Here is a 23,166-nt window from a genome sequence, read left to right as displayed (position 1 = left end):
GCCGTTACTTTTTCTTCTTGGTGTGTTTCATCAACCGGCGTTTTTTGGCAATCTGCCGCGCCGTCAGCTTGTTCTTGCGCCCGGCAAAGGGGTTCTCGGTGGTTTTGAATTCAATCCGAATCGGTGTGCCGTGTAACTCCAGAGCGCGTCGAAACGTCTTTTCGAGATAGCGCCGATAGTGCGCCGGCACCGCCTCAGTCTGGTTGCCGTGAATCACGATAATGGGCGGGTTGTGCCCGCCCGGGTGGGCATAACGCAGCTTGATCCGATGGCCGTGTACCAGCGGTGGCGGGTGGTCGCCGACGGCATCCTGCAAAATGCGGGTGAGGTGGTTGGTGGTTAATTTGTCGGTGGCGGAGTGGTAGGCCCGCTCCACCGATTGATATAAATGCCCGACACCGGTGCCGTGCAACGCCGAAATAAAATGAATGTCTGCAAAATCCACAAAGCGCAGCCGGCGTTCCAATTCCTTTTTTAGGTAGCTCTTGTGATCGTCTTCGAGGCCGTCCCACTTGTTCAGGGCGACCACCAGGGCGCGTCCCGCATCGATAACATGTCCCATTAGATGCAGGTCCTGATCCACCAGCCCCTCGCTGGCATCAAGCAATAGAATCACGACGTTGGCGTCGTCAATAGCCTGCAGTGTTTTTACAATGGAAAACTTTTCCACGGTTAACTTGATGTTCTTGCGCCGCCGCACACCCGCCGTATCAATCAGTGTATAAGCCTTGCCCTGGCGCTCATAGTTGATGTAGATACTGTCCCGGGTGGTGCCCGGCAGATCGTATACCACCACCCGCTCTTCGCCGAGCAGGCGATTGACCAGCGTGGACTTACCCACATTGGGTCGCCCGGCAATAGCAATCTTAATCCCACCGGCGATTTCCTCCGCCGTGTCTTCGCCCGCTGCTGTTTTATTTTCTGAGCGTTCATCCTCTGAGTTTTCCGCAACGCCGGCAGTCGCCTGTGGCTCGCAGCCGTCGAGCACCGCCTGCATCAGGGTTTTCACCCCGCGCCCGTGAGTGGCGGTAGTGGCATAGATATCGCCGAGACCGAGTTCATAGAAAGGTGCAACGGCCAGATCGTGGTTGAGACCGTCGATTTTATTGGCCACCAGGTAGGTGCGCTTGCCGGTGACACGCAGGTGCTTGGCAATCATTGCGTCAGCCGGGGTCAGGCCGTCGCGGCAATCGACCATAAACAGCACGCTGTCGGCTTCATCGATCGCCTGCAGCGACTGGCCGGCCATGATGGTATCTATCCCGGTCTCATCGCCGCTGATGCCGCCGGTATCGATCACGATACAACGGCGACCGGCGATATCCGCCTCGCCGTACTTGCGATCGCGGGTGAGACCGGCGTAGTTGGCCACCAGCGCATCGCGCGAGCGAGTCAGGCAGTTGAACAGGGTGGACTTGCCTACATTGGGACGTCCCACCAAAGCGATTACCGGAACCATGACACCTGTCTCTGAAGTGGCCTCAACGCGGGCTTACTTTTTCACGACCTCTAGGGCGACCAATTTGCCGCTGTTGCCCAGAGCAAAAAGCTGGTCGCCGGCGGCAATCATAGGCGAGCGCAAACCATCGCCGTCGAGCTTGCGCCGGGCCACGTAGCTGCCATCCGCCTGGCTGAAGACATGCAGATAGCCATCGTCATCACCCACGGCCACATAGTTGGCGAAGGTTTGCGGCGCCGATACCTTGCGGCGAACCAACTGGTCGTTGTCCCAGATCAGTTCACCGCTGTTGGCCTGGTAGGCCTGTACGCTGTCACTGTCGGTTACCACATACACATTGGAGATACCGGCCGCCAGATTCTGGAAGCTCGAATTTTCCTGGGCCCAAATCACGCGACCATTGGCACGACCAAAGGCACCGAGGCGACCCTGAAAGCTGACGGCATAGACTAAATCGCCGTGCAACATCGGCGAGCCGTCGATATCCACCACTCGCTCCAACTCGGTGCGGCCCTGGGCCAACCCCACCCGTTGTTCCCAACGCAATACCCCGTCACTGGCGCTCACCGCAATGACCTTGCCGTTGGCAAAGCCGGCGTAGACAGCGTCGCCTCTCAATACCGGCGTACCCGTACCCCGCAGGGTCAGCACCGGCAGAGTGTTTTCATATAACCAGCGGCGCGCCCCGGTTTTGGCCTCGAGGCCGACCAGTTTGCCGTCCACAGTCTGCGCCACCACGATGTCACCATTGGTCTGCGGCGGTGCCAGCACTTCACTGCTTACCTGGGTGCGCCACAACTCGCTGCCGTCCGCCTGGTTCAACGCTATGACCTGTCCCGCGTAGGTCCCCACCAGCACCAGCCCGGAGCCGGCACCGACACCACCCGATACCGGCGTGTCCAGGTCGGTTCTCCACAGCCGCTTGCCGTCACTGCGGTTTAGCGCCGTGACCCGGCCTTTTACATCAACCGCAAACACCGCCTCTGCAGCAAGCGCCGGCACCAGCAGGGTATAGCGTTTATCCTGCCCGGCACCCACATTTCTGGACCAGACGGTCCGAATCTTGCCGGTGGCTTCAAAATCCACCAGCTCAGCGGGCTCCAGATCGATGCTGTCGGTTGAGGAACAGCCGACAATCAGGGCGGCGCACAGAGCGAGCGTGAGACGCCTCATGGCGCCTCCTCCGCACTGGCGACGGCGGGCGCGGCGAGCTGCAGGTCGTCGAGTTTCATTTGCAGGATGGGACGGCGGTTGGACTGACCCGGCAACAGCCTGTCGAGTGCCAACTGATAGGCCGCACGAGCGTCCGCAACCCGTTCCATGGCGACCAACACATCACCCCTGGCCTCGGCATAGACCGCGGTGAAGCTCGGGTCCGTCTCGCCCTCCACCAGCGCCAGCGCCTCATCCAACTGCGCCTGGGCCAGTAACACGCGCGACAAGCGCACCCTGGCCACCAGGCTGATGCCGTCCGACGGCCGGTTGTCGAGAATCCAACGCAAATGGATTGCCGCCTGCTCGAGGTCGTCGTTCTCAGCACTCAGTTTCGCCACCATCAGTGCCGCATTCTTGGCATAGAGACTGCCCGGATCACCGTCCTGCAACTGCTGGACAAAATGGGTGGCATTGGCCCGCTGCTCCTCGCTCAACGACTGGCCGGGCTCGACCGCCAGCACCTCGACCAGTTGTTCGTAGAGCGCCGCCGAGGACTCGGCCTGATCGCGCTGCTGAGTCTGCCAGGCCTCCCAGCCGAAATAACCTGCAACAGCGAGAACCACCCCCGCTATCGTGGACTTGCCATTCTCCTTCCACCACCTTTTAAGGGTTTCTAATTGTTCTTCTTCGGTAAGATGATCCGCCACAAAAGACTCCTGATTACTGTTTTGCCAAGGTTTTCAGCTACTGTTTCTAACTACTGCTTCTAGCTACTATTGCTAGCCACTAGCTTTCTTCAACTATCTTTCTTCAACTACCTTTCTTTCACTACGGTCTCTGGCTATTTTCCGGGAATACATTTCCTGACCGCCGCCGCTCACCACTATCCTTCACGCACCTGTTGTGGGCCCCCGCGACACCTTCGCAGGCGCCGTTCGACTCAGCCTCGCAGGCGGCTGATAACCTCTTCAACGGTGAGAGTTTCCTGCGCCTTTTCCTCACGTAAATACTTCAGCGCAACCCGATTGCCGGCCACTTCATCCGCACCGAGAATCAGTGCCACCGACGCGCCACTGCGGTCGGCCTTTTTCATCTGGCTCTTGAAACTGCCCCCGCCGCAATGGGTCAGCAGTCTCAGGCGCGGCAACGCCGTGCGCAATTGTTCCCCGAGCCGGACCGCCGCGGCCTGCACGTCACCCGCCACTACCAGGTAAATGTCGGCCTGTCGATCAAGCCCCGGGGGTATCCGGTCCAGCGTTTCCACCAGCAAAGCCAGGCGCTCGATACCCATGGCAAACCCCACCGCGGGAGTCGGTCGCCCCCCCAACTGCGCCACCAGGCCATCGTAGCGGCCGCCGGCGCACACGGTACCCTGGGCACCCAGCTTATCGGTGACCCACTCGAACACCGTGTTGCTGTAGTAATCCAGGCCCCTCACTATACGGGGGTTGATTTGATAGGCAATACCGGCGGCGTCCAGCAGCCCCTGCAAACGGTCAAAATGTGCGCGTGATTCGTCGTCCAGGTAATCGAACAGTACCGGCGCCTGCGCCAGCAGCGCCTGGGTATCGGCATCTTTGCTGTCGAGGATACGCAGCGGGTTACTGTCCAGCCGGCGCCGGCTGTCCGCATCGAGTTGGTCCTTTCTTGCGCTCAGGTAAGCCACCAGGGCATCGCGAAAGGCGGCCCGCGACGCCGGTGTACCGAGCGTGTTGAGCTGCAGGGTCACCGCCTGCTCGACCCCCAGCGTCCGCCACAGCCTGGCACTCAGTAATAAAATCTCGGCGTCGATATCAGGCCCCGCCATGCCGAAGGCCTCCACCCCGATCTGGTGGAACTGGCGCAGGCGCCCCTTCTGTGGTTTTTCATAGCGGAACATGGGCCCGCCGTACCAGAGACGCTGTACCTGGTTGTATAGCAGACCGTGTTCCTCACAGGCGCGCACACAGGACGCCGTGCCCTCGGGTCGCAGGGTCACGCTCTTACCATTGCGATCGTCGAAGGTGTACATCTCTTTTTCAACAATATCGGTCACCTCACCGATAGAGCGCTTGAACAGTTCGGTTTCCTCGAGAATAGGGAAACGAATCTGCCGGTAACCGTAACCTTGTACGACGCCCGCGACCGCGGCCTCCAGGTATTGCCAGAGCGCCGATTGGTCCGGTAGCAGATCGTTCATACCCCGTATAGCTTGAATTTTTTCCAAGATTAATTCCCAACTTCATTGTCAACAGCAAAACAATCGGCCGCCGGTTTACCGGGGGTCAGGCTTTTGCAATCAGGTCTTTCTGTTGCTCCGCCTTGACGGCGGCTTTTTCCCTGATCAAACGCTCCAGATCATCGACCAGGGACTCTTTTTTGAGTTTCTGGCTCGGTTCACCGTCGATATAAATCAGGTTATTGGGAGTGCCGCCGGCCAGGCCGATATCCGCCTCTTTCGCCTCCCCCGGTCCGTTCACCACACAGCCGATCACCGCCACATCCAGTGCCGTCGTCACATCTTCGAGACGGGTCTCCAGTTCGTTCATGGTCTGAATCACGTCGAAGTTCTGCCGCGAGCAACTGGGGCAGGCAATAAAGTTGATGCCCTTGGAACGCAACTTCAGGCTCTTCAGCAGATCCCAGCCGACCTTGACCTCCTCCACCGGATCGGCGGCCAGCGAAATGCGCAGCGTATCGCCGATCCCGTCCATCAGCAGCGCGCCCAGACCGACAGCGGATTTAACGGTACCGGAGCGCAGGCCGCCGGCCTCGGTAATGCCCAGATGCAGCGGTTGCTCGATCTGCCCGGCCAGTTCGCGGTAGGCCGCCACCGCCATAAAGACATCGGAAGCTTTGACACTGACTTTGAAATCCCTGAAATCCAGGTCGTCCAAAATGGCCACGTGGCGCAAAGCCGACTCCACCAGGGCCGCCGGCGTCGGTTCACCGTATTTTTTCTGCAGGTCCTTCTCCAATGAACCGGCATTGACACCGATGCGAATCGGAATACCCAGGTCGCGGGCCTTGTCGACCACCGCGCGGATACGCTTCTCGCGCCCGATATTGCCCGGGTTGATGCGCAGGCAGTCGACCCCCAGGTCGGCCACCCGCAGCGCAATGCGGTAGTCAAAATGGATATCGGCCACCAGCGGTACCTCGACCTGGGCGCGGATTTTGCCGAACGCCTCGGCGGCATCCAACGAGGGCACCGAGACCCGGACAATATCGGCGCCGGCGTTTTCCAGACGCTGAATCTGCTCCACTGTGGCCGCCACATCGGTGGTCTCCGTGTTGGTCATACTCTGCACGGAGATGGGGGCGTCACCGCCCACCGCCACCTTGCCGACCATAATCTGGCGCGACCGGCGACGTTTGATGGGGGATTGATAAAACATAGTCTAGCTACCTATACACTGGGGGTCGGGACCGGACTATTCACCGACGATGAAGCGCAGCGTTTTCCGCCCGCTCTGCGGATTGACGGCGACCGCCGCCCCATTGAGTGTCACGGCAACGGCGCGCGCATTACCCAACATAATATTGAACGGCGCCGCGCCGCTCAGGGACACCGTTTGCCCGGCCCGCTGCAGGTCAGCGATCAGCACCTTGCCGCCGGCGTCGGTGACCTCGACCCAGCATTCGTCGGTGAAGGACAATTCCAAACTATCGCTGACCGCAGCCACCTGCGGCGCTGGCGCAACGAGGTCTGCCGGGCCGGAAGCGTCCGCCGCGGGTTCGGCAGACACAGGTGCGGCCGGCGCAGGCTCAGCGGTGGCCGGGGCCATCGACGCCAGTTCACCTGCCGGCGCCGGCTGGTCCTGCAGACCATCGCTGTCGATGGAGGCCGGACCCGACGGCGCCGGCGACTCGCCGGCCACACCGGTGCCGGGCGCGGCCATCGGTCCGGGCGATTGCGGCTCCTCAAATAGGTTCACGGCCAATACCCACACCAGCATCAACGCGCTGGCAATGGCCGCGGGCATCATCCAGCTCGGCAACCGCCGCGCCGCCGCTTGGCGCCCGGTGCCGAGGTCCGCCTGGGTGACCCGCTCCGTGGTGCGCCGCATCTCCGCCAGATAGTGGTCGTAACAGGCGACCAGTTCGTCGCCGTCCAGATTCACCAGCCCGGCGTAGCGGCGGATATAACCGCGCACAAAGGTTTCAGACACCATATATTCGTAATGGTCCTGCTCCAGTGCGCACAACTTGTCTTCAGGTATACGCAGTTCCGCCGCCACACTCTGGGGCGTCAGATTGGCCGCTTCGCGAGCCGCCCGCAGCCGCGCCCCCGGCGTGTGGTCGGTTGCCGGCGGCGGGGAAGTTGTTGAGGTGTCGTCGGCGCTCATGGACATGTCGTTTAGTTTTTTAGCGCTTTTTGATACTCGAGGTACTCTCGCGAGTAGCGATGCAAATTTCTCAACGCCAGCGCGTAACTGGCCTCTTTGTCCTTGTTGCCAAAAATGCGCTCTATACGAATACCCAGCCACAGGGTCCGTGGCGTCTGCGGCGCGACCCGCGCAAACTGGTCCAGATGGCGTTTGGCGGCGGCATAATCCTGCTCCTGAAAATAAATATCCGCCAGCTCCACCAACGCCATGGATAGCCGGTTATCGAGACTCAGGGAGTGCTCGAAGACGGCCTTGGCCCGCTCCACACGGTCCAGTCTCAAGGCCGCGCGACCCAGATTCGCCAGCGCGATCGGCCGCCGGTCGTAGCCGATATCGTCAGCAGCCAGTTTGAAATGCTTGTAGGCCTCTTTGTAACGCTCGCGCGAATACAGAAATGACCCGTAATTGTTGTGCGCCTGGGAAAATCGCGGATTCACCCTGATGGCGCGACGAAAATGCTTTTCCGCCAGTTCCGGCTCTCCCTCGAGCTTGTATAGTAGCGCCATGCCGTTGTGGGCACCGGGTGCATTGCGGTCGATCTCAAACGCCTTATTGAAGTGGTAGCGGGCCGATTCGCGGTTTTTCTTGCTGAGATAGCCTATGCCGAGTTGAATATAAGTCTGCAGCGCCTTTTCCTTATCAATCTTGGGTTTGGGTTTGCTCCCCGGCGCATTGGTGGTGACACAGCCGGAAACAAGCGCCAGAACGCCCGTCAGCAGCAGCAACGCGACGCGGGCGGACCACCCGCGACCAGCGCCTCCACCATTCTCTCCTCGGAAACTGTCTCCTCGGATACGGTCTCCTGCGACACCAGCGCCGATCACAGCTACTGCCATCTTTAACCACCCCCTGCTATCGTCTGTATCGACGGTTATATTCAATCAATCGTTGCGTTTATCAACGCCCGGCGACGAATCGCACCGGCTCCGGCTGCACGCGCTGTTGCGCGCCGTTGCGGGCGTCCCGGTAGCGCTCGCTGCGGCGCGTGCGATCATTGACACTGCCGGCCAACTGGCCGCAGGCCGCATCGATGTCGTCACCGCGGGTCGTGCGCACGGTGGTCGTAAAGCCCGCCTGTATCAATAAATTCTGAAACCGGCGCAGGGCACCGTCGCTGACCCGCCGGTAATCGGACTGGGAAAACGGATTAAACGGAATCAGATTAATCTTGACCGGCACATCTTTCAACAGTTCCGCCAGCTCCCGGGCGTGGTGCGGGCGATCGTTGACCCCGTCGATCAAGGTGTACTCAATGGTGATTTTGCGGTGATTGTCCGGCAACCCTTCGATATAGCGCCGTGCCGACGCCAGCAGCATGGCAATCGGGTATTTGCGGTTGATGGGCACCAGTTGGTTGCGCAACTCATCATTGGGCGCGTGCAGCGATATGGCCAGGCACACATCGGTATACTCGCCCAGTCGATCCAGGGCGGGCACTACCCCGGAGGTACTCAGGGTCACCCGGCGCTTGGAGAGGCCGTAGCAGTTGTCGTGCAGCATCAGGTTCATGGCCGCCACGACGTTGTCAAAGTTCAACAGCGGCTCTCCCATGCCCATCATCACCACATTGGTGATCTTGCGCACCCCGGCACTGCCCAACTGGCCGAACGACTTGGCCGCAATCCACACCTGGCCGATAATCTCCGCCGCGGTCAGATCGCGGTTGAAACCCTGTTTGCCGGTGGCGCAGAAACTGCAATCCAGTGAGCAGCCCACCTGCGATGACACACAGAGCGTGCCGCGTTCGCCATCGGGAATAAAAACCGTCTCGATGGCATTGCCACCGCTGACGCGAATTAAAAACTTGCGGGTGCCGTCGGCAGAGTCCAGTTGCTGCAGGACCTCCGGCGCCCTGACCTCAGCCAGACGCGAGAGTTTGCCCCGCAGGTCTTTGCTGATATTGGTCATCGCGTCGAAGTCGGCTACGCCCTGTTGGTGTATCCACTTCAGCACCTGGGCGGCGCGAAAACGCTTCTCGCCAATGCGCGCAAAAAAATCCTCCAGCTCCGCCTGGGTCAGGCCGAGCAGATTTACCTTGGGCGTCCGGGCGTCTGTGGTTTGCGCCTGTTCAGTCATGACTGCACCTCTGCAACTGTCTCACTTGCCGTTACCGGCGGCGCGCGATCAGCGTGCGCAGATCTCTTCTTCGGCAAAGAAGTAGGCCACTTCGCGGGCCGCTGACTCAGGGCCGTCGGAACCGTGGACGGCATTGGCGTCGATGGACTGGGCAAAGTCGGCGCGAATCGTGCCCGCGGCCGCCTCCCGGGGATTGGTCGCGCCCATCAAATCGCGATTCAGCGCGATGGCGTTCTCACCTTCCAACACCTGGACCACCACCGGGCCGGATGTCATAAAGTCCACCAAGTCCTTGAAAAACGGGCGCTCTCTGTGCTCGGCGTAAAAGCCCTCGGCCTGTTCGCGGGACAACCGCTGCATTTTCGCGGCCACGAGTTTCAAACCGGCCTGCTCGAAGCGGCTGTATATCTGGCCAATCACATTCTTGGCGACCGCATCCGGCTTGATAATGGAAAGTGTACGTTCAACAGCCATTTAAAAAATCTCCGATTATTGTGTTACTACTTAAAATTCACTAAAAGTTAAAAGTTGTGATAATACTTAAAAATCCCGGTGGGCCCGCCAAGGCCCTCCGGTCAAAGTCCTGTTCGAGGATATCGTCACTCAACCAATAGGCAGCCACCGGCTTGCGGCGCCCAATTTCACAGTAGAAAACCGAGCCGGCGCCCGTAACGCCCGGCGCGGACCTATGCCTGCCACGGCACTGCCGGCAGCCCGTATCGCCAGCGCTCCGGCATTGCCGCGTTCAGTTAGCTAAACCGGTGAATTTTAAGGGCTTACTGGGTATTCAGCAACCGCTTAGCACCCTCTTTTGGTGAAAAGCGCCGCCCGTCGCAGAATGCCGGCATATTTTTCGAACGAGGCACTGTCGCACGCCTCGACTGACACCGAAAACCACCGATTGGCAGGCAAAGCCGGCGTGCCGTCGTTTTAGGGTTTTAGCGCTGGCGCCGGCGTATTTTGGTGATAGTATCCGCAGCAGCCGTCGTTTTATTCCACCCCGGCTTCAGAGGAGGACAGTCACCCTGCCATGGGAACACTGAAAATAATACACATGAGCTGCGCCCTGCTCGCTCTGGCCGGCTTTACCCTGCGCGGCGTCTGGATGCTGGCGGATTCTCCCCTGTTACAGCGGCGCTGGGTCAAAATCGCACCGCACATCATTGATACCCTGTTGCTGGGCTCGGCGCTGGTGCTGGCCGTGCAGATGCATCTGTCGCCGACCCAGCAACCCTGGCTGCTGGCCAAAATCCTGGCGCTGGTGCTGTACATCGGCCTCGGCACTGTGGCGCTGAAGCGCGGCAAGACCAAAACCGTCAGGGGCGTCGCCTGGGTAGCGGCACTGATGGTGTTTGGCTATATCATGGTGGTGGCGACGATCAAGTCGCCGTGGGGCTATCTGGCACTCCTTTGACGGCGCGGCTCAGTCCGCGATGATCAGCGCCAGGATCACCAGCAGCAAGCCGACAAAGGCGGCAATAATACCGATTCTGAGTCCGCGGCTGCGCGCCGCGATCTGCGTCTCCTCCGGATTCTGCTCCAACTGCGGCTCATCGGTCTTGAAAACCAGGGTAATGCGCCCGATCTGAATGCGATCGTTGTGACGCAGTCCGCTCGCACTTTTGGTCTCGCCATTGACCACGACTCCGTTGGCCGCCCGGGTGGCCAGGATCCGATAGCTCGAATCGAGCCGGATCAGGCGCGCGTGATCGCGGGAGACGGACTTCTCCTGAATGTGGATATCCGCATCTTTATCCCGTCCAATCAGCCATTCCTTGCCCTTGACATTGTTGTCCAGTGTAAAGACCTGCCCGCGCATCGGCGCCGTCATCACCACCAGCCGGGGGCCCGAGCCTACGCTCACATCCCTCTGGAACTGGCGATTGACCGACTCAATTTGCTCGCGCCGGTCCGGCGTCAGCATCTTCGTACTGTTGGCCCGGGCATTGGCCGCAGCAGCGCCGGGGTCGGGCGTCACCGCTACCGAAACCGGCTCCGCGGCCATCGGCACCACACCCGCTGCCGGTGTAACAGGTGGCGCCACCGAGCCCGCGGCGGGGGATTGCGCGGGCCGCTCGCCGTCGGCAGCCCTGCCGCGATCGGCGGCGGCCTGTTTCATCTTGGGAGTTGCCACCACAGTGGCCGCCGCCGCACCGGACTGGCGGGAGGTTACCCGATAGGCCAATTCGTCGAAGGCGACCTCGTCGCCGAGCGTCAAAAGGGTGCGCGATGCTATTTGCTTACCGTTGACGAAAGTGCCGTTGGAGGAGTGCAGGTCCTCGATAAAGACTTTGTTCGCCGCCACCAGTATTTTGGCGTGATAGCGGGATATCTGGCGGGAGCTTAAAATGATGGCGCACTCCACCTCGCGCCCCACCAGCATCTCGCCCTCCAGCGCAAAGGTCTCACCCGTCGCCAGAGACCTTAACGCCAGAGACGTCGATGCCGGATTCACCCTAGTCAAGTCGTTCGCTGTCAAACCCATAACCCCGTCGCTGTCTGCACGCGGCCATTACACCATAACTCCTTATTGTACCTCCAGTGTCTTGACACCCTCGGACTCAAGGTGTACTCCGCATGTGTTGAGCCCCACCACGGACACCTTGAAACTGCCGCGCTTGGCCTCGAGCAGCGCCGAATACGCCGCCCGCCCCCCGGGCTTGCCCAGATCGATGGCGAACTTGCGGCGGGTATTGCAGCGCGGCGAGTTTTTAATCTCGGCGTCGAGGTCAAACAACACGTAACCGGCGTGGTTGGCGATATGAATACTCGCCACCTGCCCCTCGGCAACACCGGCCTCTACCCAGGCGGCGCCGGAAAAAGCCGCCGCCAGCAGGAGCCAAACCACCCGGCGCGGCCACAAGGAAAGACAGACGGGTAACTGTAGCGGCGGTTGGATAATTGCAGTTGCATATAATCGCATAGACTTCACTCGGGAAAAACGGCATCCCGGCATCGGCCCTGGTCAGTCAGGCCCAGCCGGTAAGTCGAGGGTTACGCATTGTCAGGTGTAACCAGAGTCCGATTTAAGCCCAGCCGGGTTTAACCGCAATCGGGTTCAACCATGGACAGGTTCAAACCCAGCCGGGTTCAAATAGCCTCAGGCTCAACCACAATCAGGTTCAGCCATAACCAGGTTCAGCCATAACCAGAGCCATAACCAGGTTCAAACACAGATTGTCTCAGCTATAGACAGGCTCACCATGACCGGGTTCAACGATAGAGAGTACAGGCAGATGCAACCACTGCCAACCGCGCAGTGATCGCAGTGGAGTCAAAAGCTAACGAGCGTGTTGTCCCGGCAGTGCGAAAACTTCAGCCTTGACGGGGACCAGGCAGGTGCGGCAGATAAAAGCGGCAATTTTACCGGTGTCAGCCGCTTTCAACACCGGCAAATCGAGTGCATTGAGACCGGCAGTCGGCTCCTCGGCCACCAGCCCCACCACATTGGGGCAGGCGGTGGCAAGCAACTGGGTATTCTCCAACTGGTGGTGCAGCTTCGGGTGCACCAACAACAACTTTGGCTGGGTGATTTCTTTCAGCCCCTCAATCAAGACCAAATCCACCGGCGTCATTTTACGCAGCAATGCCGCCAGTGCATCGGTGTGGGAAAAATCCTCATCCGCACTGTGCCACTCACCGGGCCGCAAAAATACCGCTTGCTCACAGCCGGCGCCACGCAGACGCCGGCTCTCCATGGAAATAACGCCTTCGTCGTCGCGAACCGAGGCGAGCTTGACGGTGGAAACCAGCAGGTTTCGGAGGCGGTAATACCTGATCAGCCTGATCAACAGGTCCGTGCATCCACTGCCGGACCAACCCACTAATCCAAACGCCTTCATCGATTTGTCCACCTCCGGGTTACTGCTTCTCCAAGCCCTGCTCTGCCAAAATACTGCTCTTCCAAAAGGTTGCTTGTCGAAAACATTAGCACCGCACCCGTGCTTGTAACGGGGATAGTAACCTACAACATGTTGGGCACCTTGATCTAAGTCAACACAGCCTGTGGTCGTCGAGTCCATTATGGGCCACATTCCTCAACCCACAACATCAGGTAAATCAATGACCGCCAACTCTCTGCCGTTTCAAAATTCAGAGGGAGCCGGCCCCGCGCCTTTGCAAGCCGCGTCGCTGGATATCTGGGATAAAAAATACCGGCTCAAAGATCACACCGGCAAAGCGGTGGACGGCACTATCGATGAGACCTACCAGCGCGTCGCCCGGGCACTGGCCGATCTGGAACGGCAGGACTTGCGCGATACTTGGTATAAAAAATTTCTCTGGGCGCTGCGCAACGGCGCCATCCCGGCCGGGCGCATTGTATCCAATGCCGGCGCCCAGCAGTACAAGCCCGCCACCTCCACCATCAACTGCACGGTCTCTGACACCATTGCCGACTCGATGCACGACATTCTCACCAAGAATCTACAGGCGGGCCTGACCCTGAAAGCCGGTTGCGGCATCGGTTATGAATTTTCCACACTGCGGCCCCGCGGCGCCTATGTGACCGGTGCCGGCGCCCACACCTCCGGCCCGCTGTCTTTTATGGATATCTACGACAAGATGTGTTTTACCGTTTCTTCAGCGGGCGGAAGGCGCGGCGCGCAGATGGCGACATTCGACATCAGCCACCCGGATGTTATCGAGTTTATTCGCGCCAAGCGCGAGGACGGGCGCCTGCGCCAGTTCAACCTGTCACTGCTGATCACCGACGACTTTATCCAAGCCGTAAGTGACGACAGCGACTGGACACTGTCGTTCCCCTTGACCGAACAGGAACGGCAAAAAGATGCTATCGATCTCGATGATTCGCGCCAGGTCATCTGGCGCGAGTACCCGACCAGCGAGGGCTATATCACCGACCAGCGCGGACTGGTGGCGTGCAAAATCTACCAGACCCTGCCGGCGCGGCGACTGTGGGACGTTATCATGACCTCCACCTACGATTTTGCCGAGCCGGGTTTCATCCTGATCGACAAGGTCAATGACTATAACAACAACTGGTTTTGCGAAAACATCCGCGCCACCAATCCCTGCGGCGAGCAACCCCTGCCCCCAAACGGCAGTTGCCTGTTGGGCTCGGTCAATCTGACCCGCTTTGTCGACAACCCCTTCACTGCCCAGGCCGCGTTCGACTGGGAACGCTTTCGCAAGCTGGTCAAAATCTTCGCCCGCATGTTGGACAATGTCGTGGAAATCAATGGCCTGCCACTGGCGGAGCAGCGCCACGAAATCGAGCACAAGCGCCGCCACGGTATGGGTTTCCTCGGACTGGGCTCGGCCATGACACTGCTCGGCATAAAGTACGGCTCACCGCCGTCGCTGCAGTTTACCGAACGGGTCACCCGGGAGCTGGCCCTGAGCGGCTGGCAGGCGGCGCTGGAACTGGCGCAGGAGAAGGGACCGGCGCCGATTATGGAACAGACATTTACCGTCAGCGCCGCCATGCTCGCCCAGCGACCGGAAATGGCAACGGACGGCTATCAAGTCGGCGACAGCGTCAAAGGCAAGATTCTGCACAGCCGTTACAGTCGCTACATGCAACAATTGGCCACCATCGACCCGCAACTGGTGGAGAAACTGGCGACGACCGGCGCCCGCTTTACCCACCACACGTCAATCGCCCCCACCGGCACCATCTCGCTGTCACTGGCAAACAATGCCAGCAACGGCATCGAACCGAGTTTCGCCCATCACTACGCCCGCAATATTATCCGCGAAGGGAAGAAGACCAAAGAAAAAGTCGACGTTTACTCCTATGAACTGCTCGCCTACCGGCACCTGATCAACCCGCACGCCGATGTGCACGCCACCGAGCCGGACCGGCAGTTGCCGGACTATTTTGCCAGCACCGACGATATCGAACCCACCAGCCACATCGACGTGCAGGCGGCGGCGCAGAAATGGATCGACTCCTCCATTTCCAAAACCATCAACATACCCACCGATTACCCCTACGATGACTTCAAAGGAATTTACCTGTACGCCTATGAAAAGGGACTGAAAGGCTGCACTACGTTCCGCTACAACCCCGAAGCGTTCCAGGGTGTGTTGGTCAAAGAGGAAGACCTGCAAAACACCACCTATCGGTTTACCCTCGCCGACGGCAGCCATGTCGACGTCAAAGGCAATGAAGAAATCGAGTACGACGGCGAGGTGCACAGTGCCGCTAACCTGTTCGACGCGTTAAAAGAAGGCTATTACGGAAAGCTCTAGGACTGTTTGCCATGACCAAAGTTATCGATAAGAAAATCATCGACTGTGAAGTGCTGAAACCAAAACCCGATGTCGGCGCCGACAATACCGGTACCGAGGCGGCCGGTGCCGAAAAAGCCGAGGCGGAAATCATTCATATGCACGAAAAGGTCGACCGGCCGGAACTTCTGCTCGGTGCGACTTACAAGATAAAAACGCCGCTGTCGGATCACGCGCTGTATGTCACCATCAACGATATTGTACTCAACCCGGGCACCGACCACGAACTGCGGCGACCGTTTGAAATCTTTATCAATTCGAAAAACATGGACCACTTTCAATGGGTGGTGGCCCTGACCCGGGTGATCTCCGCCGTCTTCCGCAAGGGCGGCGATTGCACGTTTCTGGTGGATGAGCTCAAAGCCGTCTTCGACCCCCAGGGCGGTTACTTCAAGACCGGGGGCAAGTTTATGCCGTCTCTGGTCGCTGAAATCGGCCATGCCATCGAAAGTCACCTGCGCATGATCGGACTCTTGCAGCCTGAAGAAATGAGCGCCCACCAGCAGGCCATTCTGGACCAGAAACGGGCGGAATACAGCGCCGCCAACGGTGTCGACGACGACACCGAGACCTACCCCCATGGCGCAACACTGTGTAAAAAGTGCCATACCAAAGCCGTCGTGCTGCTCGACGGCTGTATGACCTGCCTGAGCTGCGGCGACTCCAAGTGTGGTTAGGGTCGGTCCCGGTTACTATTGATCTCCCTCAAGACTTTATCACCAAGTTCTGCGACACTGTAGCTTACAGGTATTCATTGCAGGAGACTGAACAATGCAAGCGTTAGAGGTAGGGGGTGATGCCAAAACGGTTGATCTCGCCGGTATTACCGCACAGGACGTCATGTCCACCCAGGTTATGCCCGTCTATGAGGACTGGTCCATCAAGCGCCTGGCCGATTTCTTCGTCGACAATCAAATCGCCGGCGCGCCGGTCGTGACCGGAGGCGACCAGTTGACAGGGGTGGTTACCATCACCGACATCATGAAATTCGAAAGTGCCTCCGCCGATGACGACACGATCGCCGTGACCCGGGACCACTACGACAGTATCGCCCGCGACACCCTCGATGCGCAGGAGCTGCGCAAGCTCAGCGCCGGGGCCAGCACGATTTGTACGGTCGACAGTATTATGACGAGGGATGTGATTCATATCGACGCCACCACGCCATTGTTCAATGCATGCGCGACCATGTTGAAAAACGACGTACATCGGCTGTTCGTCACCCGGCAGGAAAAAGTCATCGGTGTGATTACCAGCATGGATTTATTGAAGCCGATGGCGCGCCTGGCCAGCGTATAACCTCGCAATAGGCACCTGATCGCGACCCGGGCGGCCGCCCGGGTTTCACGCCCGACACCCGCCAGTGGCATATAGTGCTACTTTTTCACTAGTCCCCGCCACTGCTTGCCCCGACCCCGCCCACCCTCTAGTTTTAGCAGCCATCGCCGCACCGGCGCCAGCTACGACAATCTGCTAACGGGGTAAAAAGTATGAGAGTTAAACGACTTATTGCGTCCTTTGGGGCCAGTTTTGAGAGCTTTATCAGCAAAGTGGAGAACCACGAAGCAGTAGCGGACTCCGTCATCGCCGATGTACGGGCCGCCGCCGCCAAACTCCGGGTCCAAAGGGGCCGCATTCAACATCAACTGCAGCGCCTCGGCGCCGAGCAAAAAAAGCTGCAAACCGAACAGGAGCGCTGGCGCAAACGGGCCCTGCAATTGGGCGACACCGAGGAACAGCGCAGTCTGCAGTGCGTGAGGCATTTCAAGTTAACCAAATCCCGCCTGCGCCAAGTGGAACATCAGATCGATGAATACCACAGCATGGACGAGCGGCTGCAAAGCAACCTCACGGACGTAGAACAGCGCCTGGAACAATTGCGACTCAAGAAGACGGCGCTCTCCTCACGCAGCGCGCGGGCATCCGCCCTCGCCGGCACCCGCGGCGAGGAAACGCTGACGGATATGGAGCAGGTCTTCGACCGCTGGGAGACCGCCGTGCTGGAGGACGAATACCGCGAGGGGGTGTGCGACGAGTCCACCGACAGTTTCGAGCGGGAATTTCTCGCCGCCGAGGAGCTGGATGATCTGCGCGCAACCTTGGACGACATCAAAAAGGCTGCCGCGACCGACGGGCAGAAGGGAGAAACTCGCGATGCAAACTGAATACGTGTCCATAAAGGCCGACACCGACACCCCACCCGCGAGGCCTGCCGGCAGCCGCCTCGCTTCCCTGTTGCGCTGGCTCGGCGCCGGCGCCGTCGCGCTCTCCGCACTGATCTACTTATTGCAGGGTGTGGAGCACATCGATTTACAACTGCGCAACTGGGTCTACCTGATCCTGATGGGGCTGCTGTGCGGCGGCGGCGTCATCAGCCGTCTGGCCATGGATGACGCCAAGAGCGCGCGCCTGCTTTTCGCCCTGGCCGCGGCCTTGATACCGGTGCAGTTTTCCCAACTGGGCGGCATGCTGTTTGAGTGGGTTGCCGTCTCCACACCGGGGAGCGCGGAGGATATCCCAGCCTTTTTAATCGCCACGGTTGCGGCCGCAACCCTGGGCCTGTCGGCCCCGGTCGCCTTTGCCGGTTTCTCGGTGCTGGCGCGGCGGGAGGCAAAAACGCTCTGCCTGCTGTTTCTGGCGATCAACGCGACGCTGCTGCTGCCGGTACGTACCTCGGTCGCAGGCATAGGCGTTTTGGGCGCTCTGGTAGTAGCGGCCCTGGCAATGGAACAGCGCTTCTTCTCCCATAAAGCGGCCTACCGCACCCTGGAGGGCCGGGCTATCCGCGCCATGTTCCTGGCGCCGCTGTTTATCGCCCTGGCGCGGGCCGGGTTTCACGCCGATACGCTGGCCGGCTACTGTGCCCTTGGCGGTATCGCCAGCCTGATGGCGATCGGCAGTTGCCGGCACTGGACGACACACAGTCGGACGCGCGAACTGCTGCTGTTCGGCGGCGTTGTGCTCGGAGCTGTCAGTTGGACGGTCTACGCGCTCAATGTACTCAACTGGCACCAAAACGCTTATCAGTCCGTGGCTATGCTGATACCCCTGGCGGGCCTGTTGTTTACTGCCAGCCGCTATACGCCAGCGCGGGGTCGCACTTACCGCACCGCGGGCACCGCTTTGCTCGCCTTCGGTATCTATCTGTTACTCTGCTGGGAAACCACGGTATTGGCATCGCTCAGTGCGCTGCTGATCGCCACGGCACTGCTCGCCTGGGGTATCCTGTTGCGTTATCGCGAACCGACGCTGTCCGGTGGCGCGGGAATCTGTGTCAGCCTCACTAGCCTGGTACTGCTGGCGCTGACCAATATCCACACCAGTACCTGGATTATGCTGGCGGGTGTGGGCCTGGCCTGCGTCCTGGGCGCGTCAGTGGTCGAGCGTTACGGCCGCCGGTTTCTGACCGTGACCCGCGACTCCTGGGTGGAGGTGTCGGGGTGGCGCTGAGGCGGGTCGCCGATACTACGCCGCTCGGTGGTTCGCTTCAGGTGTAATCATTCACATCTGATCAGATATTTTAGTTGTGATGTATGGATGAGCCCTGAAAGTGAAAAAGTGTCGGGAGCGGATACCCTGCAGAGTTTGGCGTTCTAAACTTTTTGCGTGCCACACCACGGCCCGTCGGGGGTGCGCGGTCCCGATCGGTCGCAAGCTTGCCTGTCGCCCCGGCGGCTGCGGAACTCGACCATTTTTTGCTTTGCAAAAAATTGGGACTCAGACAGTCCTCGCCTAAAAACGCCGGGGCAACAGGCAAGCTTAAACGCGCCCTGAGTGATCGGGACCGCGCACCCCCGCCGGGCCTTACCTATTGCGCATTGTTCATGTATCGAGAGATCCATGACAGGCAGTAAGAAAAAGATATCATTACAGCAACAGTTTAGTCTTTCGTAGAGTAAGTTCGCCATACAGCGACGGGGCAACGATTTTTTCTGTCGAAGTCAGGGGGTAGGCCCGATAGCGACCCGGTAGCGCTCTGAGCCCAATCAGGCCGTGTTTAAGCTTGTCAAGGTTGTCGGCGTTTTTAGGCCAGGACTGTCCGAATCCCGAAAAATTGCATGCAATTTCGACAGCCTTTAGGCTGCCCGAAGGGTGAAAATACGCCTTAGCGTATTTGAATCAATTTTTGCGCAGCAAAAAATGGTTGAGTTCCGCAGCCGCCGACAACCTTGACAAGCTTACGGCCGGGCTCAGAGCGCTATCGGGCCGGTGTAGTGGCACGGTAATACAAGGACGGTTCTCAACATCTATGATATTTCTTAGCTAAATTATTCAGTGAGACCTGTGCTCAATGTCACTATGTCCGGCGCTGCCACCAACGCCGCTTTTATAACTATGCCAAAGCGGCGACAACTCCCGCAACTTAGTTACCGCCTGGTGTATCTTATCGATCGCGACGTCCACCTCTGCCTCGGTAGTAAAACGGCCAAAGCTGAAACGCAGGGAGCTGTGTGCCAGCGCGTCGTCAAGACCGAGCGCTCGCAACACGTAGGAAGGTTCCAAACTGGCGGAGGTGCAGGCGGAACCCGATGACACCGCCAAATCTTTCAGCGCCATCAACAGAGATTCGCCGTCAACATAGGCAAAACTAAGATTGAGAATACCGGCCAGGCGCCGTTCGAGAGAGCCGTTCACCTGCACGTGCTCCAAATCCTTGATGCCCTCAAGCAGTCGATTGCGCAAACCCAGAATGCGTGCGCTCTCCTCTGTCATTTCTTCCCTGGCAATGCGAAACGCCTCTCCCATGCCGACGATCTGGTGCGTGGCAAGGGTGCCGGAGCGCATGCCCCGCTCATGGCCGCCACCGTGAATCTGCGCCTCCAGTCGTACCCGAGGGTTGCGCCTCACGTAAAGCGCCCCCACCCCCTTGGGGCCATATATCTTGTGGGCGGAGAAAGACATTAAATCCACCTGCATCGCCGCCAGGTCAATAGGAATCTTACCGGCACTCTGGGCGGCGTCGACGTGAAAGGGCACCGACTTTTCCCGGCAAATCATACCTATGGCGGCAATATCGGTTATCACACCGATTTCATTGTTGGCGTGCATCAGCGACACCAGCGTGGTGTCGTTGCGAATGGCGTCGGCAACCTGTTGCGGGTGGATGATACCGTTGCTGTCAGGGGTCAGGTAAGTGACCTCGAACCCCTCGGCCTCGAGTTGACCGCAGGTGTCGAGCACCGCTTTGTGCTCGATCATCGAGGTGACGATATGCCGACCGCGCTGGCGATGGAAATGGGCAACCCCCTTGATCGCCAGGTTGTCCGCCTCGGTGGCGCCACTGGTCCAGACAATCTCGCGGGGATCGGCGTTGATAAGGTCGGCAACCTGGCGGCGGGCATTCTCCACCGCCTCCTCCGCTTTCCAGCCAAAAAAGTGCGAGCGCGACGCGGGGTTGCCAAAATTTCCCTCGAGCGTCAGGCATGCCATCACTTTCTCAGCCACCCTGGGGTCCACCGGGGTGGTGGCAGCGTAATCGAGGTAAATCGGTAACTTCATGGGGCGTTCTCCAATAATGCCTGACCGGCGCCCGCTCTCCGGCACCGGTCGCAAACCTGCATTATCTTACCCCAGACTGGACGCTTCGATCACATCCAGTCGATCTTTCATTTGCTCCTCCTGCTCGCGCTTGTCCTGGCGATCTGACACCGCCCGCACATCGCGACGGGCAACCAGGCTGGCCAGGCTGATGCCGCTGAGAAACTCATGAATTTGATTGCTGAGGTCTTCCCAGAGGTAGTGGGTCAGGCACACCTCGCCGTGTTGGCAGGTGCTCTTTCCACCACAACTGGTGGCGTCGATGGACTCGTTGACGGCATCAACAATTTCCGCCACGTACAACTCACCGGCGTCGCGGCTGAGCTTGTACCCGCCGCCCGGCCCCCTGACACTGGTGACCAGCTTGTGCTGGCGCAGCTTGGCAAAAAGTTGTTCCAGATAAGAGAGAGAGATTTCCTGTCGCTTGGAGATACCGGCAAGGCTGACAGGTCCTTTGTCGCTGTGCAGCGCTAAATCCAACATTGCGGTTACCGCGTAGCGGCCTTTCGTCGTCAGTCGCATAAGTCGAGCCCATAGGCTGTGCAGGGGTAGACATTATCAAAAAACCCACTATCTTAGTCAAGTATATAACCCAGCATTTAGCTCAGGTATTAAGGTTTATTTAAGAATAAGGAAATATGTTCTAATAGCGATAAATTCTATAAGTATCGATAGTTCCGGTCGGGAGCCCCTCCATTCAGGGCTCCGAGGACGGCAATCAAAGATCGGCAGTGCAGTTAGTGATGTCTCAGCAAGTCTTCTGGATGGAACCGGTGCTCGCGGTCGATTCGCAGGCTTGTCCCCGAGCCGGGACGGGCGGGGGGTGACAGCAGGTTAAAGCACCAGCTAACGCCGGGCACCATCTCGACCGGCAGAGTGAGGTTGTCGAAGAAAGTGCTCAAATCGGCCTGCGGCAGCAAGGCTTCGGTAACGTAGCGGGCGCGGGACTTGACCTCGGTGTCGCCCAAGCGATTGCGATTGCCCCACCCCACCACAAACTCCTCGCAACCGCCGGCCTCGGCGGGCGCACTGGTATAGCCCGTATCGCGGTCGATATTGAAGTGGTATTTCATCATGGTCTCTTCGAATAACATGGCAACGTCTTCATAAATCGACGAGTAGGCATAGTCGTCGTTGGCCCCATCGGCGGCAAACAGCTCACCCACCTGCGCCGCGCTCAGCGCCCGCTGTTCCGCGCTGGGCGTGTCGCCGCGAAACATTACGCCGGCCAGACCGCGCAGGGTGTCCGAACTCAGCGGTATGTCATCCTGCAACTGCACCGCCACCCGCTGGCCCTGAATGCTGGCGGCGGCGGCCAATACCGACTGCGTGGTATCCAGTCCGCCGATGATATCCGGTGGAAAAAAATCGTTGGCATGGGCCAATTCGTGAAACAGCAGCGCCGCCAGGCGGTAGACGATATCACCCAGTTCACGCTGTTCGTCGCCGTCCAGGGGGTAGAACTGGTAGGCGCGGACGCTGTTTAGCGTGTAGCGCCAAAGCGACCGGAAAGCGAGTTCATTGCCGAAATTACTGCGGAAATCCTCTTCGCGGTTGATCGTCGCCTTCTCCGCATTGGTAAGCCACAGATTGGCGGGGTCCAGGTAGATGGCGCCGGTCAGGGTGGTGTAGAACGAGGGCCGAATATCGTCGTCGATAACAATGGCGGTAACGCCTTTCAGCAATGTCAAAATATCGGCCGGCAACTCCGCCAACACCGCCGCAAAGCGCTCCCCCATCCAGGTGTGGGAGACGGCCACCCGCGCCATAATGGCGTCGATATCGGGGTCGCTGTGCTCGAGTCCGATCAGCGGCAAGGTGTCCAGCGAACAGGACTCGGACTGCTCTTCCGCCGCCACACAACCCACCAGCACACCCGCATAGGACGAACTGTCGACAAACGCGCTGATATTCGCCAGTTGCGGCTGCGGCGGCACACTGGTGCCGTCACCCGTCTCAGTGCCGCCACCACCGCCGCCGCCGCAACCAAACATGGCGAGAGCCAAAGCCGCAGCGGTCACTTTTGCCAGTGTTGCCATTTACCGATTCCTCATTACTCTGGATCGTGGGACTTCGCCATGACCTTGCCTTGCTCACGGCTTTCAACACTAGCCTCAAGCGTTACAGACAGATACGACTATCCACTCGCCGCTGGACGACCGGACCGCGAGCGCCCTTTCTCATTGGTTAAAATGTACAAAATTTGCCGTCATTTTTCCTGCGTCAATTCACGTCCTGGCGTTATCGCGGGGCTTCAGCAGGTATCCATAATCGCGGCTATCACTGCTTTTTCCTTTTTAGAACAAGGCGTTA

The 23,166-nt window shown here is 59.2% G+C and carries 21 protein-coding genes; 6 read left to right on the top strand and 15 right to left on the bottom strand.

The window, feature by feature from the left end:
- Positions 1–4 precede the first annotated feature (4 nt).
- The 9 genes from der to ndk all read right to left on the bottom strand — a co-directional run bounded on the left by der (position 5) and on the right by ndk (position 9,534).
- The gene (gene der, locus FKG94_RS02470) at positions 5–1,459 is read right to left on the bottom strand and encodes a ribosome biogenesis GTPase Der (RefSeq protein WP_142902578.1); all 1,455 of its coding nucleotides are present in this window, start codon (positions 1,457–1,459) and stop codon (positions 5–7) included.
- 33 nt (positions 1,460–1,492) lie between these two features.
- Positions 1,493–2,632 carry an outer membrane protein assembly factor BamB gene (gene bamB, locus FKG94_RS02465; protein ID WP_142902577.1) on the bottom strand — a complete coding sequence of 380 codons (1,140 nt, stop codon included), beginning with the start codon at positions 2,630–2,632 and terminating at the stop codon, positions 1,493–1,495.
- Positions 2,629–3,321 (bottom strand): YfgM family protein, encoded by a 693-nt coding sequence (locus FKG94_RS02460; protein WP_142902576.1) that lies wholly within the window; start codon positions 3,319–3,321, stop codon positions 2,629–2,631. The genes bamB and FKG94_RS02460 overlap by 4 nt, the downstream gene beginning before the upstream one ends.
- Before the next feature lie 233 nt (positions 3,322–3,554).
- Positions 3,555–4,820, bottom strand: a complete 1,266-nt coding sequence (gene hisS / locus FKG94_RS02455; protein ID WP_142902575.1) for a histidine--tRNA ligase — start codon at positions 4,818–4,820, stop codon at positions 3,555–3,557.
- A 58-nt stretch (positions 4,821–4,878) separates the two neighbouring features.
- On the bottom strand, positions 4,879–5,991 hold the full coding sequence (gene ispG / locus FKG94_RS02450) for a flavodoxin-dependent (E)-4-hydroxy-3-methylbut-2-enyl-diphosphate synthase (protein ID WP_142902574.1): 1,113 nt from the start codon (positions 5,989–5,991) through the stop codon (positions 4,879–4,881).
- A 36-nt stretch (positions 5,992–6,027) separates the two neighbouring features.
- Positions 6,028–6,942 carry a RodZ domain-containing protein gene (locus tag FKG94_RS02445; RefSeq protein WP_179957453.1) on the bottom strand — a complete coding sequence of 305 codons (915 nt, stop codon included), beginning with the start codon at positions 6,940–6,942 and terminating at the stop codon, positions 6,028–6,030.
- Between the two features lie 11 nt (positions 6,943–6,953).
- The gene (gene pilW, locus FKG94_RS02440; protein ID WP_142902572.1) at positions 6,954–7,820 is read right to left on the bottom strand and encodes a type IV pilus biogenesis/stability protein PilW; all 867 of its coding nucleotides are present in this window, start codon (positions 7,818–7,820) and stop codon (positions 6,954–6,956) included.
- 61 nt (positions 7,821–7,881) lie between these two features.
- On the bottom strand, positions 7,882–9,060 hold the full coding sequence (rlmN, locus tag FKG94_RS02435) for a dual-specificity RNA methyltransferase RlmN (protein ID WP_142902571.1): 1,179 nt from the start codon (positions 9,058–9,060) through the stop codon (positions 7,882–7,884).
- A 48-nt stretch (positions 9,061–9,108) separates the two neighbouring features.
- On the bottom strand, positions 9,109–9,534 hold the full coding sequence (gene ndk, locus FKG94_RS02430) for a nucleoside-diphosphate kinase (RefSeq protein WP_142902570.1): 426 nt from the start codon (positions 9,532–9,534) through the stop codon (positions 9,109–9,111).
- Between the two features lie 556 nt (positions 9,535–10,090).
- Here ndk and FKG94_RS02425 point away from each other — a divergent pair.
- A complete protein-coding gene (locus FKG94_RS02425) occupies positions 10,091–10,474 on the top strand; it encodes a SirB2 family protein (RefSeq protein WP_142902569.1) in 384 nt (127 codons plus the stop codon).
- 9 nt (positions 10,475–10,483) lie between these two features.
- On the opposite strand, the gene FKG94_RS02420 is transcribed toward FKG94_RS02425, so the two are convergent.
- The 3 genes from FKG94_RS02420 to FKG94_RS02410 form a co-directional block, all read right to left on the bottom strand.
- Entirely contained in the window at positions 10,484–11,539 is a 1,056-nt protein-coding gene (locus FKG94_RS02420) for an FHA domain-containing protein (protein ID WP_179957452.1), read from the bottom strand.
- A 48-nt stretch (positions 11,540–11,587) separates the two neighbouring features.
- Positions 11,588–11,983, bottom strand: a complete 396-nt coding sequence (locus FKG94_RS02415) for a hypothetical protein (protein WP_142902567.1) — start codon at positions 11,981–11,983, stop codon at positions 11,588–11,590.
- A gap of 358 nt (positions 11,984–12,341) precedes the next feature.
- A complete protein-coding gene (locus FKG94_RS02410; RefSeq protein ID WP_179957451.1) occupies positions 12,342–12,902 on the bottom strand; it encodes a molybdopterin-guanine dinucleotide biosynthesis protein B in 561 nt (186 codons plus the stop codon).
- Positions 12,903–13,122: 220 nt separating this feature from the next.
- On the opposite strand from FKG94_RS02410, the gene FKG94_RS02405 reads away from it, so the two are divergent.
- The 5 genes from FKG94_RS02405 to FKG94_RS02385 all read left to right on the top strand — a co-directional run bounded on the left by FKG94_RS02405 (position 13,123) and on the right by FKG94_RS02385 (position 18,765).
- A complete protein-coding gene (locus FKG94_RS02405; RefSeq protein ID WP_142902565.1) occupies positions 13,123–15,276 on the top strand; it encodes an adenosylcobalamin-dependent ribonucleoside-diphosphate reductase in 2,154 nt (717 codons plus the stop codon).
- 11 nt (positions 15,277–15,287) lie between these two features.
- Positions 15,288–15,992, top strand: coding sequence for a TSCPD domain-containing protein (locus FKG94_RS02400; RefSeq protein WP_142902564.1), 705 nt, complete (start codon positions 15,288–15,290; stop codon positions 15,990–15,992).
- Between the two features lie 94 nt (positions 15,993–16,086).
- A complete protein-coding gene (locus tag FKG94_RS02395; RefSeq protein WP_142902563.1) occupies positions 16,087–16,614 on the top strand; it encodes a CBS domain-containing protein in 528 nt (175 codons plus the stop codon).
- A 191-nt stretch (positions 16,615–16,805) separates the two neighbouring features.
- Positions 16,806–17,480, top strand: a complete 675-nt coding sequence (locus tag FKG94_RS02390; RefSeq protein ID WP_142902562.1) for a PspA/IM30 family protein — start codon at positions 16,806–16,808, stop codon at positions 17,478–17,480.
- The gene (locus tag FKG94_RS02385; protein WP_142902561.1) at positions 17,470–18,765 is read left to right on the top strand and encodes a hypothetical protein; all 1,296 of its coding nucleotides are present in this window, start codon (positions 17,470–17,472) and stop codon (positions 18,763–18,765) included. The genes FKG94_RS02390 and FKG94_RS02385 overlap by 11 nt, the downstream gene beginning before the upstream one ends.
- Before the next feature lie 822 nt (positions 18,766–19,587).
- On the opposite strand, the gene FKG94_RS02380 is transcribed toward FKG94_RS02385, so the two are convergent.
- The 3 genes from FKG94_RS02380 to FKG94_RS02370 form a co-directional block, all read right to left on the bottom strand.
- Positions 19,588–20,814, bottom strand: coding sequence for an IscS subfamily cysteine desulfurase (locus tag FKG94_RS02380; RefSeq protein ID WP_142902560.1), 1,227 nt, complete (start codon positions 20,812–20,814; stop codon positions 19,588–19,590).
- A gap of 66 nt (positions 20,815–20,880) precedes the next feature.
- Positions 20,881–21,375, bottom strand: a complete 495-nt coding sequence (gene iscR / locus FKG94_RS02375; protein ID WP_142902559.1) for a Fe-S cluster assembly transcriptional regulator IscR — start codon at positions 21,373–21,375, stop codon at positions 20,881–20,883.
- A 215-nt stretch (positions 21,376–21,590) separates the two neighbouring features.
- Complete coding sequence (locus tag FKG94_RS02370) at positions 21,591–22,892, bottom strand: hypothetical protein (RefSeq protein WP_142902558.1); 1,302 nt, start codon at positions 22,890–22,892, stop codon at positions 21,591–21,593.
- Positions 22,893–23,166 lie beyond the last annotated feature (274 nt).

Origin of the sequence: Exilibacterium tricleocarpae (assembly GCF_007004655.1) — a bacterium.
GTDB lineage: Bacteria > Pseudomonadota > Gammaproteobacteria > Pseudomonadales > Cellvibrionaceae > Exilibacterium > Exilibacterium tricleocarpae.
The sequence above is the reverse complement of the archived record's forward strand: the minus strand, read 5'-3'. Positions and strand labels throughout refer to the sequence as shown.